Annotated in this window: 9 protein-coding genes and 1 tRNA gene; 2 read left to right on the forward strand and 8 right to left on the reverse strand. The window is 68.8% G+C overall.

Annotation, left to right across the window (positions count from 1 at the left end; genetic code table 11):
- Window positions 1–396 precede the first annotated feature (396 nt).
- The 6 genes from KOE53_RS13735 to deoC all read right to left on the reverse strand — a co-directional run bounded on the left by KOE53_RS13735 (window position 397) and on the right by deoC (window position 6,097).
- A complete protein-coding gene (locus KOE53_RS13735; protein WP_188058372.1) occupies window positions 397–1,635 on the reverse strand; it encodes a hypothetical protein in 1,239 nt (412 codons plus the stop codon).
- A 177-nt stretch (window positions 1,636–1,812) separates the two neighbouring features.
- Entirely contained in the window at window positions 1,813–3,519 is a 1,707-nt protein-coding gene (locus KOE53_RS10075; RefSeq protein WP_188058373.1) for an Ig-like domain repeat protein, read from the reverse strand.
- Between the two features lie 208 nt (window positions 3,520–3,727).
- A tRNA-Gln gene (locus tag KOE53_RS10080) sits at window positions 3,728–3,799 on the reverse strand.
- Between the two features lie 108 nt (window positions 3,800–3,907).
- Window positions 3,908–4,327, reverse strand: coding sequence for a phage holin family protein (locus tag KOE53_RS10085; RefSeq protein ID WP_188058374.1), 420 nt, complete (start codon window positions 4,325–4,327; stop codon window positions 3,908–3,910).
- Entirely contained in the window at window positions 4,324–5,304 is a 981-nt protein-coding gene (locus KOE53_RS10090) for a Ppx/GppA phosphatase family protein (protein WP_188058375.1), read from the reverse strand. The genes KOE53_RS10085 and KOE53_RS10090 overlap by 4 nt, the downstream gene beginning before the upstream one ends.
- 4 nt (window positions 5,305–5,308) lie before the next feature.
- Window positions 5,309–6,097 carry a deoxyribose-phosphate aldolase gene (gene deoC, locus KOE53_RS10095; protein ID WP_188058376.1) on the reverse strand — a complete coding sequence of 263 codons (789 nt, stop codon included), beginning with the start codon at window positions 6,095–6,097 and terminating at the stop codon, window positions 5,309–5,311.
- A gap of 268 nt (window positions 6,098–6,365) precedes the next feature.
- Here deoC and KOE53_RS10100 point away from each other — a divergent pair, with 268 nt between their 5' ends.
- On the forward strand, window positions 6,366–7,955 hold the full coding sequence (locus tag KOE53_RS10100) for an HNH endonuclease signature motif containing protein (RefSeq protein ID WP_188058377.1): 1,590 nt from the start codon (window positions 6,366–6,368) through the stop codon (window positions 7,953–7,955).
- Window positions 7,956–8,061: 106 nt separating this feature from the next.
- Window positions 8,062–8,931 (forward strand): GNAT family N-acetyltransferase, encoded by an 870-nt coding sequence (locus KOE53_RS10105; protein WP_188058378.1) that lies wholly within the window; start codon window positions 8,062–8,064, stop codon window positions 8,929–8,931.
- A gap of 262 nt (window positions 8,932–9,193) precedes the next feature.
- Here KOE53_RS10105 and KOE53_RS10110 read toward each other — a convergent pair whose 3' ends face one another.
- Window positions 9,194–11,773, reverse strand: coding sequence for a DEAD/DEAH box helicase (locus KOE53_RS10110; protein WP_188058379.1), 2,580 nt, complete (start codon window positions 11,771–11,773; stop codon window positions 9,194–9,196).
- Entirely contained in the window at window positions 11,770–14,898 is a 3,129-nt protein-coding gene (locus KOE53_RS10115; protein ID WP_188058380.1) for an AAA family ATPase, read from the reverse strand. The genes KOE53_RS10110 and KOE53_RS10115 overlap by 4 nt, the downstream gene beginning before the upstream one ends.
- Window position 14,899 lies beyond the last annotated feature (1 nt).

Raw genomic sequence — 14,899 nt, forward strand, 5'->3', positions numbered from 1 at the left:
TGATTCTTTAGGAGGTGGGTGTTGCTACGACGCTATGACAGCGCCGGCCCATGAAGTCAAAGCGTTGGCGTCAGCTGCCAAGTCAAGGGAGTAGCCCGGACGATGATCTATGGCCAACAAAACATCGGCCTAGCGAGGCCTCATTCGGAACAACAAGAAACCCAGCCTGCGCAGTGGTTTTTCTGAAGGCAAGGGAATTGGATTCGCGCCAAGAACGACTGACGGGCAACCAAACTGCACAACCGTAAGTGCGCTATGCATAGGCATCGCGATCACTCCGAAGATGAAATCTAAGTGCGCGAGTGCTGCATGTGGTTTCTCAAGGTACCCCCAAAGTGGACACTGAAAACGACGCAAGAATTATCAGGCTGCGCGATAGAATGGACAGCTCAACAATCATCGCCCCGACGAAAGCGCCCAATCGAGAAATTCCTCCGCGGCGAGCACCGGTTTGCCCCACAGGGCGGCCTTCTTGGCCTTCCCAGACTGGGTGCCACGCTGAGCTACCACCAAGACGTCAGTCTTCGTCTTGGTCATGTTCTCCGAGATCGTCAGGCCACGATCCTCAGCGAGTCTGCGCATGTCATCGCAGTCAAAGAAACCGTGCGTCTGAGACACGACCTCGCCGGTGAAACACACTCGCGCGCCCGGCACCAAATGAGCGTCGGCCGCGGCAGGTTCTTCGGGTGTGAAATCCGTGGGCAACATCTGCACCCTGAAGTGGCGCTCGACGCTGCGCAACCGTTCGACCGCCGCCGCGTCACGATCGACCACGCGATGCCACGCCGCGGCGAGGTAGTCGGCCAGCACCTGAGCCGCGTCGTCCTCGGCAGAGAGGTTTCCGCCATTGGTAAATGCGTCGGGTCCGAGGCGCCCGTGTGGACCGGTCGTGCGCTGCAACAGGTAGCCTTGGCCGACCAACTGCACCGGGAACGGGCTGCCCGACCTGGCGTCCATCAGCCCCGACTGCTCAGCCCCCAACCGCTGCGCGTTCGCGTGCATCGCCCGGGCCCGCTCGAGGGCGGTGGTTGCGTTGAGGTCGCGATGATCCTGTGCTGACAAAAGATCATCTGGCAGCTCGGCGCCCAGCGGCATGCGCGTGACGACCTCGCCCCGCTTGAGCTCAGAATCGATCAGGCTCAACGCGATATCGATGCCCACCCCGGTCGGCACGCGGCCCGCGAGCAGCGGCGAGAGCGCAGCCCAGGCTTCCGTAAGCACCGGGGACAGCGCGACATCTCGCGTGGTGAGGCCAAAATCACTCTGCGTGGAGTACAGGTTGACCACCGTCGTGGCATCATCGCCGTCATCGGTGACGACGGTGATCTCGATCGGCCGCGGGCGATACCAGTCGCCCTCGTTGCCGACGTGCAAGATGGCGATGAACGCCCGCCCGAGCTCGGCCGCGCCAGCGGCGCCGCCGTCGAGACAAAGGCGCACCAGAATGTCGGTCTTGAGGTCGCGCGGTAAGACGTCGCGCTTCAACACGAGCCCCTCGAGGCTGGTGCGCCGACTGAGGGCGACGTAGAGCTGGCCATTGGCGAAGGTGCCGCCGGTCAGGTCCACCACGACGCGGTCGAGCGTTTGCCCCTGGCTCTTGTGAATTGTGATGGCCCAGGCCAGCTTCATGGACATCTGGGCAAAGAAGCCGATGACCTAGGGCTCGAACGGATCGTTGTTCAGCATCACGACCTGCACGCCGACACCTATGCCTCAAGTGCGCTAAGCCGGACCACCGGCACAAAAGAACGCGCGCGCTGCATCCTGTTCGGGAGGCAACGCGCGCGTTCGTTGTTCTACGTGCGCTCGCGCCTAGGCGGAGCGGCGGCGCCTCGCGAGTGTCAGCAGCAAGCCTGCGCTCACCATCAGGCCGAGCGCCACGAGGGCGAACGGCTGCACATCGCCGCTACCCGTCGCGGAGAGGGCGGGCTTGCCGCCGTTTCCCGCTGGGGCGACGGCGGCGTCCGCGGTAACGGTAACCGAGACGGTCGCCGAGCTGCTGAACATCCCGTAGGTGCCGGCGGTGAACCGCAGCTCGACCTCGTGCGTGCCGATCGGCAGCCCGGCGATCGGGCCGGTTCCGGCTCCATCTTCCACCAGGATCGGGTCGCCGACCGGCTCGTCGCCGAGGAAGGCCTGCACATAGCCGTCCACCGGTGCGCCGGTGTCGGTCGGCAGAGCCGCGTCGAGGGCCTGAACCGAGGAGCGCGTCACGTTGACGTCGGGGGCCGGCACCTTCGTGACGTCAACCGTAGCGATCGCCGGGTGCTTGGGCGTGCCACGCAGCTCGGCCGCAGCCGGAGTCAGCACGGTGTCGATGCCGTCGACCTGCAGGTCGATCTCGTCACTTTCCGACGCTTCGAAGCCGGGGGCGGGGAGGAAGCGCGCCGTCGCGGTGTGCTCACCGAGAAGGGTGTCCGAGAGCGTGACCTCGAACTGCGTCACACCGTCGCCGGGCGAGGCGTCGCCGTCGTCGGAAGAGACCTCGGTGTAGACCACGTCTCCGTCGACCAGGATCTCAATCCCGCTGCGCGGATCGACGAGGTTCGCACCGCTGGTGTTACGCACTGTCGCCACGAACGTTACCGGGTCGCCCGCACGAGCACGCGACTTGGAGAGGCTGAGGCTCGTCTCGGTCGCGACCTCGTCGATCCTGATTGCCACGGTGGGTGACACCGAGACCTTGTAGTCCCCACCATCGTCACCGAGGTAGGCGACCGAGAGTTCGGGCGTGCCGAACGGTACGATCACGTCCTCGAAGAGCACGGTGCCGTCGGCACCGAGCGCCTGGGTTGCAACAGGGACATTGTCGGCGAGCAGCGAGGCATTTCCGCTCACGCCAGCCGGGCCTCCCGTAACTTTTGCCGCAACGTCAATGGGAGTGAAGGCGGTCGTGGTCGCCGGCGAGCTGGTGATGGTCGTCGTCGTGGTCGCCGCCGCAACGGTGACGGTGATCGGAGCGCTCTCAGATGGCAGCGCGTCGGGAATCCCGGGGATGCCGCTCGAGTACCCCGGGAACTTCGCGACAACCTGGTGCGTCCCCGCGGACAAGAGAGTGGTCGCCGGAACAATCGCCCAGAACTTCCCATCGCCGACGTAGAGGAGAACGCCTTCCCCGAGCTGCACGCCGTCGACCTCGAGCAGGACAGGAGCGCCCATAAAGAACGATGCCCCTGCGGGCGTGACAGTGACCGAGAGCGCCAGCGAGTTCCCATACGTGCTCGGCGTGACCCAGAGGCTCGCCTCAGTCGTCGTGGCGACGCCCGGAACAGCTGCCAGGGCGCGCATGGGCGCGCCGGGCGCCTGCGCGTCTCCGCTGGCGGGTGCGACTGCGGGCGGCGTCGAGTCTGTCTCAGGTGTCGCGTTCGCGGCGCTGACGCCGCCGAGGCCTGCGCCGGTCACGGCCAGGGTGGCCACCAGCAACATGCCGAGTCGATGCGAGAAGGTGGATTCGGCTGAGCCGCTACGAGTGCGGCCCCGCCCGGCACTGGGCATGGCTCGCCAGAATGAATGTTTCATACACTGAATCTAGGTATGAACGCAGTCCTGATTGCCGCGTTGTGCCATCCTCAGCGCAAAATGAATCTGGTTTGCGCGATGTGAAAGCTGGAGCCATATCGGCGTGGCCACACAGACACTTTCATCTTCTCGCCGCTCTGCACCTAAGGCTCCCGACGCCCGCAAAACCAAGAAAACCCCCGCACGCGGCGGGGGTTTTCTCTCAAAGCTGGGGTACCTGGACTCGAACCAAGAACAACTGAACCAGAATCAGCCGTGTTGCCAATTACACCATACCCCAAGGGCTTCAGACCGTTTCGGATCAGTAGCACCGAGATGTAACTCTACCTCATGCCCACGGGAGAACTCAAAACGGGCGCCCGGAACGCAGATTCCGGGCGTGCCGCCCCTACTTCTTCTCGAGCGCGCGGGCGATCCTCTTTTGCTCCGCCTTCGCCGCGAGCTTTTTCTCGATGATCAGCCCCATCAAGATCCAGGTGCCGAGTGCCGTGATCACCCAGACGATGACGGGCGTCGCGATCCAGGCGGATACGCCCGAGATCTGCAGCCCGCCCGGGAAGAGCGTCGCGATCCAGAGCGCGAGGAACGTTGTGACGATGCCGATGCCGCCGAGCACGGCAGAGGCGTACTGGCGCGCCATGTTGAATACGAATGGGCCGAGCAGCGACTGCGCGAGCGCAAACACCCCGACCGCGACGAAGAAGCCGCCAACATGCAGCTGCACCCCGTCGATCAGCCAGCCGGCGATGAGCAGCGCTGCTGCGGCAAGGACAACCTGCACGAGGACGTGCCAGAGAAAACGGATCATGAGATGGTCTCCACTTCGAGTTCAGCATCAGAAACGGGCTCGGCGCCCGGCGAATCAAGGGCGTCGATGTAACGCAGCACAATACCCTCGCGCAGCGCCCACGGCGAAATGGTCAGTGTCGAGACCTCGAACACCTTCATGGCGGTGCGCAGCACGATCGCGCCCGCGAGCACCTGGTACCCGCGCTCAGGCGTGATCCCTGGCAGGTATTGGCGCACCGTCGACGGCATCTCGCGCAGGGTCGGCTCCCAGTCGCGCAGGCCCGCGTAGTGCAGCGGCGCGAGGTCCCCGGTTTCAGGATCCGCCGGACCGCCCACCAGCCGCGCGAGCGAGCGGATCGTCTTCGACGTCCCCACGACGCGCTTGGGCCGCGGGCGGCCGGCGAACATCTCGTCGCGCACCTTCGTGAACTCCTCGCGGGCGTGCGCGCGGAGCGCCGAGACGGCCTCGCGGGTGGGCGGATCCTCCGGCAGGTAGTTGATCGTCGAGCGGCCGGCACCGAGCGGCAGCGAGACCTGCACATCGGGGTACTCGTCGGCCCCCTGCGCGATCTCGAACGAGCCGCCACCGATGTCAAACAGCAGGATCTCCCCCGCCGACCAGCCGAGCCAGCGCCGCACAGCGAGCATCGTGATGCGCGCCTCATCCTCGCCCGACAGCACCCGCAGCGTGACTCCGGTCTCTCGGGCGATGCGCGCGAGCACCTCCTCGCCGTTGGTCGCCTCGCGAATGGCCGAGGTCGCTGTGGGAATGAGATCGTCGACACCGATCTCGTTGACGGTCGTGACCGCCTCCTGGATCGACGAGACGATCAGGCGAATGCCGATCTCACTGATCGCGCCCTCGGCGTCGAGGTAGCGCATGAGCCGCAGCGTCGACCGCTGCGAGTGGTACGGCACGGGGCTCGCACCGGCGTGCGCATCGACGATCAGCAGATGGACAGTGTTCGACCCGACGTCGATGACTCCGAGGCGCATGGCGCTAGTATCCGCCGGTCTCGGCGGCGGTATCAGCGGCACCAGCCCCGCCAGGTTGGTTTGCCCCGGCTGCACCGGCAGGATCCTGCCCACCGCCATCGCCCGCACCGTTCTCGTCAGCCTCGAGCTCGGCAGCGATCGCGGCCGTGCCCGAGAGTCCGAACCGGGTCGCGCCGGCGGCGTAGAGCTCGCGCACTGCGGCGGCCGTGCGCACGCCGCCCGAGGCCTTGACGCCAAGGCGCCCGCCGACGGTGTCGGACATGATGCGGACGGCCGCAACGCTCGCGCCGCCCGCGGGGTGGAAGCCGGTGGAGGTCTTGACGAAGTCCGCTCCCCCGCCCTCGGCGGCGCGGCTCGCCAGGACGATCTCGATGTCCGAGAGCGCCGCGGTCTCGAGAATGACCTTGAGCACGTGCCCCTCGGTCGCGTTGCGCACCGCGCGCACCTCGTCCTGGACCGCGGCGAAGTTGCCGGCGCGCACGAGCCCGAGGTTCACGACCATGTCGATCTCGTCGGCGCCATCCTTCACTGCTCGCGCGGCTTCGAAGGCCTTGACCTCGGCGTGGTGGGCTCCCGAGGGGAAGCCGACGACCGTGACGATCTCGAGCCCGCGCTTGTCGACGGGCAAGAGGGAGGGGCTGATGCAGACGCGCTTGACGCCGAGCTCGCGTGCGGCGTCGAGGAAGGCATCGAGCTGCGCCGGCGTTGTGTCGCTGGCGAGCAGCGTGTGGTCGGCGATGGCCAACAGTTCGTCACGGGTGAGGGCTTCTGCGCCCTGGGTGTGGTCGGTCATCGCTCGATCGCCTCTCGCTTGGTGTTCGCCCAGCTGGTGTCACCTGTGCTGCCGGGGCAGCGCCCGGCGTCGCCCGGCATTTCGCCGAGCAGATGTGCCCAGAATAGAGCAGGTACAGCTGCGGGATCAGGATATCGAGGAAGTTGAGCGGCCTGCCGACTGAGTGGGTTGGTGGCGGCCGTTGAATGCCTTCGCTTTGTCGAAGATATATTCCCTCTTTGTTGCGACTCTCCATCGAAGTTTTCTTCTATTCATGAGAGAATAAGGTATGGCACTCACCGCTTCCGGTGTCGACGACGACACCCCCGAAATCGCCTCGCAGGCGCTGCTCATTCGAGCCGCCGCGGCGCTTTCTGAGGCGGTCGGCGACAGACTGGGGCTCAAGACGGACCGCGAGATCGTTGCGCTCACCCAGCAAGTGGAGGCCTTGGGGCGGCAGGTGGACGCGCTGCGCGTCGAGCTCGCGGGCGAAGTAGACCATCGAGCGCGAAACGACTTCGGCTCGGGCTCCCTCGCGTTCCGGCACGGCTGCCACAACGCGACCGAGCTCCTGCGGCGCCTCGCCCTGGTGTCGGCGGGCACCGCCACGAAGCGGTTCGCGCTCGCCCGTGTGACGCGCGCTCAGCTGGGGCTCTCGGGCAGCACCGTCCCACCGAGGTTTCCCGCGGTCGCGGCAGCGCTTGCCTCGCACACGATTTGCATCGAGAGCGCCGAGATCATCACGCGCGGGCTCGGCGCGCTCCCCGGCCACGTTAATGCCGAGGATGTCTCGCATGCCGAGCAGTGCCTGGTCGCGGCGGCTTGCGGCACGACGCCGCCGGGCGGCCAGGCCGCCGTGTCGGCGGCGCACGCGGACGACATCCGGACGATGTGCCGGCCGTGGGTCGCGGTTCTCGACCAGGACGGCCCCGAACCCCGCTTCGACCAGCAGCAGATGCATCGCTTCATCAGCTTCGGCCACGAGAAGAACGGTCTCGTGCCGATTCGGGGCGCGGTGGCGCCGGAGGTCGCAGCGCTCGTGGGCCGCATGTTCGACGCGATCAATTCGCCGCGCACTCGCGAGGCCGGTGGCCCTACCGCCACTGCCACTGCAACCGCCACCGCCAACGAGGACACCGCTCTCTCCACTCCGCCATCAATTGCCGGCACTCCCGCCCTTGCCGGCGGGAGTTCGGTTCGCTTCGTCCCGGTCGACCCCTCCGACGATTCAGGCGGCGACGCCGAAGACTTCGTACCCGCCGACCGCCGCACACCCGGCCAGCGGCGCCACGACGCGTTCGCCGCGATCGCGCAGGCGGCGAGTCAGCAAGGCAGCATCCCGACGCTGGGCGGGGCCGCAGTCACCGTGCTCATCCAGGTCGAAGAGGAACAGCTCACGGCGAAGCACGGGTTCGGCTGGCTGCACGGGCACGACGGCGAGGTCACCCCGATTTCAATCGACGGCGTTGCCCACGCCAGCTGCACTGGCAGCGTGCACCGGGTCGTGCAGAACAGCGACGGCCGCGTCATCGAGCTCGGCAACTCCCAACGCATCTTCACCGCCCATCAGCGCCGCGTGATCGCGATGCGCGACGGCGGCTGCATCATTCCCGGCTGCAGCGTCCCCGCTTCCTGGTGCGAAGTTCACCACGTGACCGAGCACGCCAAAGGCGGATCTACTCATACCGACAACGGAGCCACCCTGTGTTGGTATCACCACCGATCCCTCGGATCGAACGGGTGGGAAGTACGCATGAGAGACGGGTTGCCCGAGGTGCTTGCCCCGCCGTGGATCGACTCCGGTCGCAGCTGGCGATCCGTGCGACCACCGACGCGGCCGCCGGGGCTCGACGCGCTGCGCCGCCGCCGCACCGGATAGTCGCTGCACCACAGAGGTCTGCCGTCGCGCCGCCATCCCGCTCACCGGCGAGCCCGGGCCCGCGCCACCCGGCCTTCTCCACCGCCTCGGCGATACACTCAATCCCATGCGCGAAGACGATCTCCCCACGAACTCATCAGCCCAGCCCGAGGTCGAACTGAAGATGGGCGGCATCGAGTTGCTGCCCATCGTGCAGCCGCTCTGGGAGGCGCTCTACGACCACCACCACGAGAACGGTGACGCCGGCCTCGCCGTCCGTCCCCGCGAAGAGAGCTGGCCGCTGCGCTTCGCGCACTACGAACAGATCTTCAAGGATCACACCGCCTTCGCCATCGTCGCCCACACGGCCGGCGTGCCCTCGGGCTACGCGCTGGCGTACGAGGACGATCCGATCGACGAGGACGACGAGCGCTCGATCGTCACCATCGAGAGCCTGGTCCTGCTGCCCGAAACGCGCGGACAGGGCATCGGCACCCTGCTGCTCGCCGCGGTCGAAACGGAGGCGTCCGAGCGCTGGGAAGCAGCCGAGTCCGCCCTCGAGGTCATGACCGGCAATGAATCGGCGGATGCCTTCTACGAGCACGCTGGCTTCGTCGAGCGCGGTGAGACCTGGCTGCGCCTCGCACCCGCAGGCGGACCAGCCGTGGGCGAGCGCAAGACCAACGAGGATCGCCTGGGCGAGCTGCTCGACGAGCACCTCGATGACGAAGAAGCGCTGTTCGCCCTCGCGCTCGAGGACGGCCCCGACGACACGTGGCTCACTTCAGACGTCCTGGTCGTCGGCCAGCCGGAATACGACGTCGAGGCCGACGCCGCAGCTCTCGAGGCGGCGCTCGCACCGTTTGCCGCAGCTGGCGCGACCTCGGCGCTCATCGCGCTCGACAGCGAGACCGACGCGGGCTGGCCCGAAGCACTCGAATCGCTCGGCTTCCGCAAGGTCCTGCGCCTGCTGACGCGCCCGATCGCAGCAAACTAGGCGACTCCCCCGCTGTCACCCTAGGCTCGCCCTCGTCGAGCTTGCGCGATCGGTCGCTTCAGATGACTGGAAGCAGCACCTTGCGCAAGCTCGACGGCGAGCAGCACCCTGATCCGAGGGCGCAACCTATCGAGCGAACGCAACCACACGAGCTGAGGGCGAGGTTTCCAGCCCGCAGGGCCGGGAACCGCGGCAGCCGCAGGTCACCGTCAGGGCTAAAGCACGCTCGACGGCGACGAAGCATGGCGGAGCGAAAGCCCCACTAGCTTCCGTGCGGCCCGACCTCCTGCACTATGACGACCGGTTGCCCGGCCTCCTCCGACTCGTCGAGGTCGACGATGCCGCGAATCGACCAGTCGTGGTCACCTTCGGGATCCTGCAGGACCTGACGGAACTTCCAGACGTTCGCGCCCGGCTCGCCGCGCTCGATCTCGAGCAGCTTCGGTGAGCGCGCGGTCGCGTCGATAGCGATCGAGTCGTACTCGTCGAAGTACTTGTCGAGCGCGTCGCGCCAGTCGTCCTCGGTGAAGCCGAAGCCCGAGTCGATCTCGGCGAGCTCGCGGTAGTACTCGTGCGATGCGGCCTGCACCCGGCGGAACAGGGCGTTGCGCAGCATGACGATGAACGCTCGCTCGTTCGCGAGCACGCTGCGTGAGGGCGGCGGCAACTCGTGCGTGGCCTTCTCGTGCGCCTCGGGGTCGGGGTGCGCGAGCGACTCCCACTCGTCGAGCAGGCTCGAGTCGACCTGGCGTACGAGCTCGCCGAGCCACTCGATGAGGTCCTCGAGCTCTTCTGTCTTCTTATCGACGGGCACGGTGCGCTCGATCGCGCGGAACGCGTCCGAGAGGTATCGCAGCACGGTGCCCTCGACGCGGCTGAGCTCGTAGTAGGAGACGAGGTCGCGGAAGTTGAAGGCCCGCTCGACCATGTCGCGCACGACACTCTTGGGGCGCAGTGCGTAGTCGCGCGCCCACGGCACCTCGGCCGTGTACGCCTCGAACGCCTCGCCGAGTAGCTCCTCGAGCGGCTTGGGGTAGGTGATGAGTTCGACCCGCTCCATGCGCTCGTCGTACTCGATGCCCTCGGCCTTCATTGCGCCGATCGCCTCGCCGCGCGCCTTGTGCTCCTGCGCCCGCACGATCGCGCGGGGGTCCTCAAGTGTCGCCTCGATCACCGAGATGACGTCGAGCGCGTAGGTCTCGCTCTCGGGCTCGAGCAGCTCGATCGCCGCGAGCGCGAAGGGCGACAGCGGCTGGTTCAGCGCGAAGTTCGCCTGCAGCTCGACAGTGAGACGCAGCAGGTGCTGCCCGCGCTCCTCGACCAGGTCGACGATGCCGCCGCGGCGCAGCGTCTTGAAGATGTCGATCGCGGTGCGGGCGTGCGCGTACTGGCGCGCGCGCGGCTCGTGATTGTCGAAGATGAGCTCGCGCATCGTCGCGAGCGCCTCCCCCTCGTGCCGCTCGCCACGGGCGATGACCGAGAGCACCATCGAGTGCGTGATCTTCATCCGACTCACGAGCGCCTCGGGCTGCGCTCCGATCAGGCGTTCCATGCTCGACTCGCTCCATGAGACGAAGCCTTGCGGCGCCGACTTCTTCTTGGCCGGCTTGGCCTTCTTCCCGCCCGCCTTGCCGTCGGCCTTCGCGGCCGCCTTCGCCGCGAGCTTCACGTTCTCGATCTCATGCTCGGGCGCGAGCACGACGATGTCGCCCTCGGTGTCGTAGCCGGCGCGACCCGCACGCCCCGCGATCTGGTGGAACTCGCGGGCGGTGAGCTGGCGCATGCGTTCGCCGTCGTATTTCGTGAGCGCCGTGAGCATGACCGTGCGGATCGGCACGTTGATGCCGACGCCGAGGGTGTCGGTGCCGCAGATGACGCGCAGCAGCCCGCGCTGGGCGAGCGTCTCGACGAGGCGTCGGTAGCGGGGCAGCATGCCCGCATGGTGCACGCCGATGCCGGCGCGGACGAGGCGCGACAGCGTCTGCCCAAAGCCGGTGGCGAAGCGGAAGGTGCCGATCGCGTCGGCGATCTCGTCGCGCTGCTCGCGCGTGACGACACGGATGCTCGAGAGCGCCTGCGCCCGCTCCACCGCCGCGGCCTGCGCGAAGTGCACGATGTACACCGGCGCCTGGCCGTCCTCGAGCAGCTTCTCGACGGTCTCGTGCGCGGGCGTCACGGCGTAGGTGAACGCGAGCGGGACGGGCCGCTCGACGCCCGAGATGTTCGCGGTCGAGCGCCCGGTACGGCGGCTGATGTCGTCCGCGAGGTCGTCGACGTCGCCGAGCGTCGCCGACATGAGGAGGAACTGCGTGTCCTTCATCATGAGCAGCGGCACCTGCCACGCCCAGCCGCGATCCGGCTCTGCGTAGAAATGGAACTCGTCCATGACGACCTGCGTAATGCCGCCGGTGTCGCGGTCGCGCAACGCGAGGTTCGCGAGAATCTCGGCAGTGCAGCAGATGATGGGGGCGTCGGGGTTGATCGAGCTGTCGCCCGTGATCATGCCGACCTTCTCGGCGCCAAACACGGCGACGAGGTCGAAGAACTTCTCGCTGACCAGGGCCTTAATGGGTGCGGTGTAGACGGTGCGGCGCCCCTCGGCCAGGGCGACGAAGTGCGCGCCGAGGGCGACGAGCGACTTCCCGGTGCCGGTCGGGGTCGCGAGGATGACGTTGCTGCCGAAGGCGATCTCGAGCACCGCCTCTTCCTGCGCGGGGTAGAGGCGCAGCGCCTTCTCTTCCCACGCCCACTCCTCGAACGCCGCGAAGATCGCGTCGGGGTCGCCGAGCGTGCCGCCGAAGTCTTCGTCTGCGTGCTGGTCGAGCAGTTCGCCGAGCGTCATGAGGGGGTGTCCTTCCCGGGGGCCCGATCTGTGCCACCCGTGTCGTCGTACTCGATGCGACTCGCACCAGAACTGTCGACGACCACCTCTATTCTGGCCGGGATTTGCTCTTTCATTTCCGCGACGTGACTAATGAGGGCGACAGTGCGCCCGCCCTCGCGCAAACTGTCCAGGATCGCCATCGCCTGACCGAGCGCGTCGGGGTCGAGCGAGCCGAAGCCCTCGTCGATGAAGATCGTGTCGAGCGTGATGCCGCCTGCCTCGGCCGTCACGACGTCGGCGAGGCCGAGCGCGAGGGCGAGCGAGGCGAGGAAGGTCTCGCCGCCCGAGAGCGACTCGCTGCTGCGCGGGCGCCCCGTGTACTCGTCGAGCACGCGCAGCCCGAGCCCGGACTGGCGCCCGCGCGCCTGCAGGCTGTCGTCGTGTTCGAGCGTGTACCGGCCGCCGACCATCGCGCTCAGGCGCCTGTTCGCGGCCTCGATGATCGCCTCGAGCCTCGCCGCGAGCACGAACACCTCAAGCCGCATGCGCCGCGTGTTCGGGTCTTTCCCCTCGACACTTCCTGCGAGATTCCGGATCAGCGCGAGCGCCTCGGCTCCCGCCGCGCTCTCGGCGAGCTGGGCGTCGACCCGGGCCAGCAACTCGTCGAGCTCGTCGGCCTCGTGCGTGGCGTCGGCGTCGGCCTTCGCGGCCGCGCGGGCGCGCTCCCGGGCGAGCTGCTGTCGGGCTTCGGCCGCGACGATCGGTGCAGGATCCCGCCGGAGGCCTTGCAGCTCGGGCTCGGCGAGCACGCCGTCGATGCGCTGCCGCTCGGCGTCGTATTTCTTGATGGTGTCGGTGAGCTCGGCGAGCTCGGGCTCGGGCAGCTCCGCTTCCTGTGCCTCGGCCGGGGTGGCGAAGCCGTGGGTGCCGAGGGCAGCGGTGGCCTCTTGTTTGGCCTGAGCCACGGTGTCGGCCGCGCGGGTTGCGGCGGCCGTCGTGGCTGCGTGCCGGTCGAGGGCCTGGGCGAGCGCGGCGACTGCGTCGCGGCGGGCGGTGAGGCTGTCGAAGCCGACGCGCGCCTCGTCAAGGGCGGTCGCCTCGGCGTCTCGCTCGGCGCGGGCGGCCTGCGCGCTGGCGCCTGCCGCCGCGAGGGCCTCAGCGGCGAGCCGGATGGACTCGTCGGCCGACTCGCGCTCGGCGCGCAGCCGCGCGGTCTCGGCCTGGCGGGCGGGAAGTTCGTTGGCCGCGGCCTGGGCGGCGGCGTGCGCGGCGTGCGCTTCTCTGACGAGTTGCTCGGCGGCCTCGGCGTCGCGGCCCCCGCTTTCGGTGCGGGCGGCGGCGAGCTCGGTGGCAACGAGCGCCTCGGCCGCGCGGGCCCGATCGAGGGCGTCGCGGGTGGCGTCGGTGGCGGCCTCGGCGTCTGCCAGCGCGGCCTCGGAGAGGTCGGGGGCGTCGGTTATCGCCGGGTCGGCCGCGTCGGGGCTCGCGGGGTCCGGGTGCTCCGTCGAGCCGCACACCGCGCACGGCTCGCCGGGCTTCAGCTCGGCCGCGAGGATGCCCGCGGCGCCCGCCCGGCGCCGCGCAAGAAGATCACGGTAGGCGTCGAGCGCGAGGGCCGCGCGGTCGGCGGCGTCGCTCGTCTCGCCGCGGAGAGTTTCAAGCTTCGCCTCAAGCGCGACCACCCGGGCGGCGGCGGCGCGGGCCACCTCGGCGCGCTCAAGCGCCGCGAAGAGTTCTGCGCGCGGCGCGCTCGCGGTCAGCGCCGCCTGCTCGGCCTGTTCTGCTTCCGCGAGCTGGGTCGGCAGCTGGGCCGCCCGCTCGCGGGTCTCGGCGAGCGAAGCCTCCGCCGCGGTGTGGGCGGCCTCAAGCGCCTCGATCTGGGCGTCGCGCAGCGCGAGCCCGCCCTCACGGGTGACGAGCGCCGAGAGCGCCCCGGTGGCGGCGTGGGCCTGCTCGGCGGTGACGGTAGCAGGCTGTGTCTCCCCCTCGACGAGCCCGTCGAGCGCGTGCTCCCCCGCCGCCTCGCGGGCGGCATCGAGCGCGGTCGCATGTACGGTCAGCTCGTCGTCCGCGGCCGATCGGGCAGCCACCGCGGCGGCCTCCCGCCGGACGGCGTCGCCCACGCGCGCGGCGCGCTCGGCGGCGTCGCGGCGGGCGCGATCTTGGGCGATGGCCTCGGCGGTCTCGTCGAGCTCGCGCTCATCGCGCTGGGCTGTGCGCAGCTTCAGTTGACGGCGGAGCAGGTGGCGGGCAGACTGCAGCTCGGACTCGGCGGCCTCGTCTGCGGCGAGCGCGGCATCCGCCTCGGCCTGGCGGTTCGTCGCCACGGCGCGCAGCCGCGCGGCCGCGACACCCAACGCCTCGCGGCGGGCGGCGGGGCCGGTCGGAAGCGGCGATGCGGCAGCGGGCTCGGTGGCCTCAGCCACATCGGCGCCGGGATCGAGAACGCCGTCACTATCGCCCCAGGCCCCCGCCACCCGCGCCTCAGCCTGCTCGAGCAGCCCCGCGACGAGGCTCTCGGCCGTGCCGTGCGCTTGCTCCGCGGCCTTGCGGCGGGCGGCGAGATCCTGCTCGATCCGGTCGAAGCGCTGGCTCGCGAACAGGGTGCGCAGCAGCGCCTGGCGCTCGGCGTCTTTCGCGTGCAGGAAGCGCTGGAAGCGGTTCTGCGCAAGCAAAATGACCTGCAGGAACTGGTCGTGGTTGAGCGCGAGCACGGGCGCCAGCTCGGCCGCCACGTCGGTGGGCCGCGCGGCGACCCCGTCCCACTCGCCGGCCGCTTCGTCGAAGCGCCAAAGCTCGGCCTCGCCCTTCTGCGTCGTGGTGCCGGCCCCGCGGCGCTTCGGCCGCTCCCAGTCGGGCGTGCGCCGCACGCGGTACCGCTCCCCCGACATCTCGAACTCGAGCACGACCGAGGTCTCGTCGTCGGGACCGCAGTGGTCGCTACGCACCCGCTTCGCGTCGCCGTCGTACCGCGGCACGGCGCCGTACAGCGCGAAGCTGATCGCGTCGAGCACGCTCGACTTGCCCGCCCCGGTGCGCCCCCCGATCAGCAGGATCCCGTCGCTCGCCGCCCGCTCGAAGTCGAGTGTCTGCGTGCGGTGGAACGGCCCGAAGCCGGTGATCTCGAGGCGGAGTACCCGCATG

Origin of the sequence: Leucobacter sp. CX87, assembly GCF_018682295.1 — a bacterium.
Classification (GTDB): domain Bacteria; phylum Actinomycetota; class Actinomycetes; order Actinomycetales; family Microbacteriaceae; genus Cx-87.

Coding starts and splice junctions, on each gene's coding strand:
- KOE53_RS10085 (WP_188058374.1), bottom strand. CDS start 4,327: ATGATCCGTTTTCTCTGGCACGTCCTCGTGCAGGTTGTCCTTGCCGCA.
- KOE53_RS10105 (WP_188058378.1), top strand. CDS start 8,062: ATGCGCGAAGACGATCTCCCCACGAACTCATCAGCCCAGCCCGAGGTC.
- KOE53_RS10115 (WP_188058380.1), bottom strand. CDS start 14,898: ATGCGGGTACTCCGCCTCGAGATCACCGGCTTCGGGCCGTTCCACCGC.
- KOE53_RS10075 (WP_188058373.1), bottom strand. CDS start 3,519: ATGAAACATTCATTCTGGCGAGCCATGCCCAGTGCCGGGCGGGGCCGC.
- KOE53_RS10100 (WP_188058377.1), top strand. CDS start 6,366: ATGGCACTCACCGCTTCCGGTGTCGACGACGACACCCCCGAAATCGCC.
- deoC (WP_188058376.1), bottom strand. CDS start 6,097: ATGACCGACCACACCCAGGGCGCAGAAGCCCTCACCCGTGACGAACTG.
- KOE53_RS13735 (WP_188058372.1), bottom strand. CDS start 1,635: ATGTCCATGAAGCTGGCCTGGGCCATCACAATTCACAAGAGCCAGGGG.
- KOE53_RS10110 (WP_188058379.1), bottom strand. CDS start 11,773: ATGACGCTCGGCGAACTGCTCGACCAGCACGCAGACGAAGACTTCGGC.
- KOE53_RS10090 (WP_188058375.1), bottom strand. CDS start 5,304: ATGCGCCTCGGAGTCATCGACGTCGGGTCGAACACTGTCCATCTGCTG.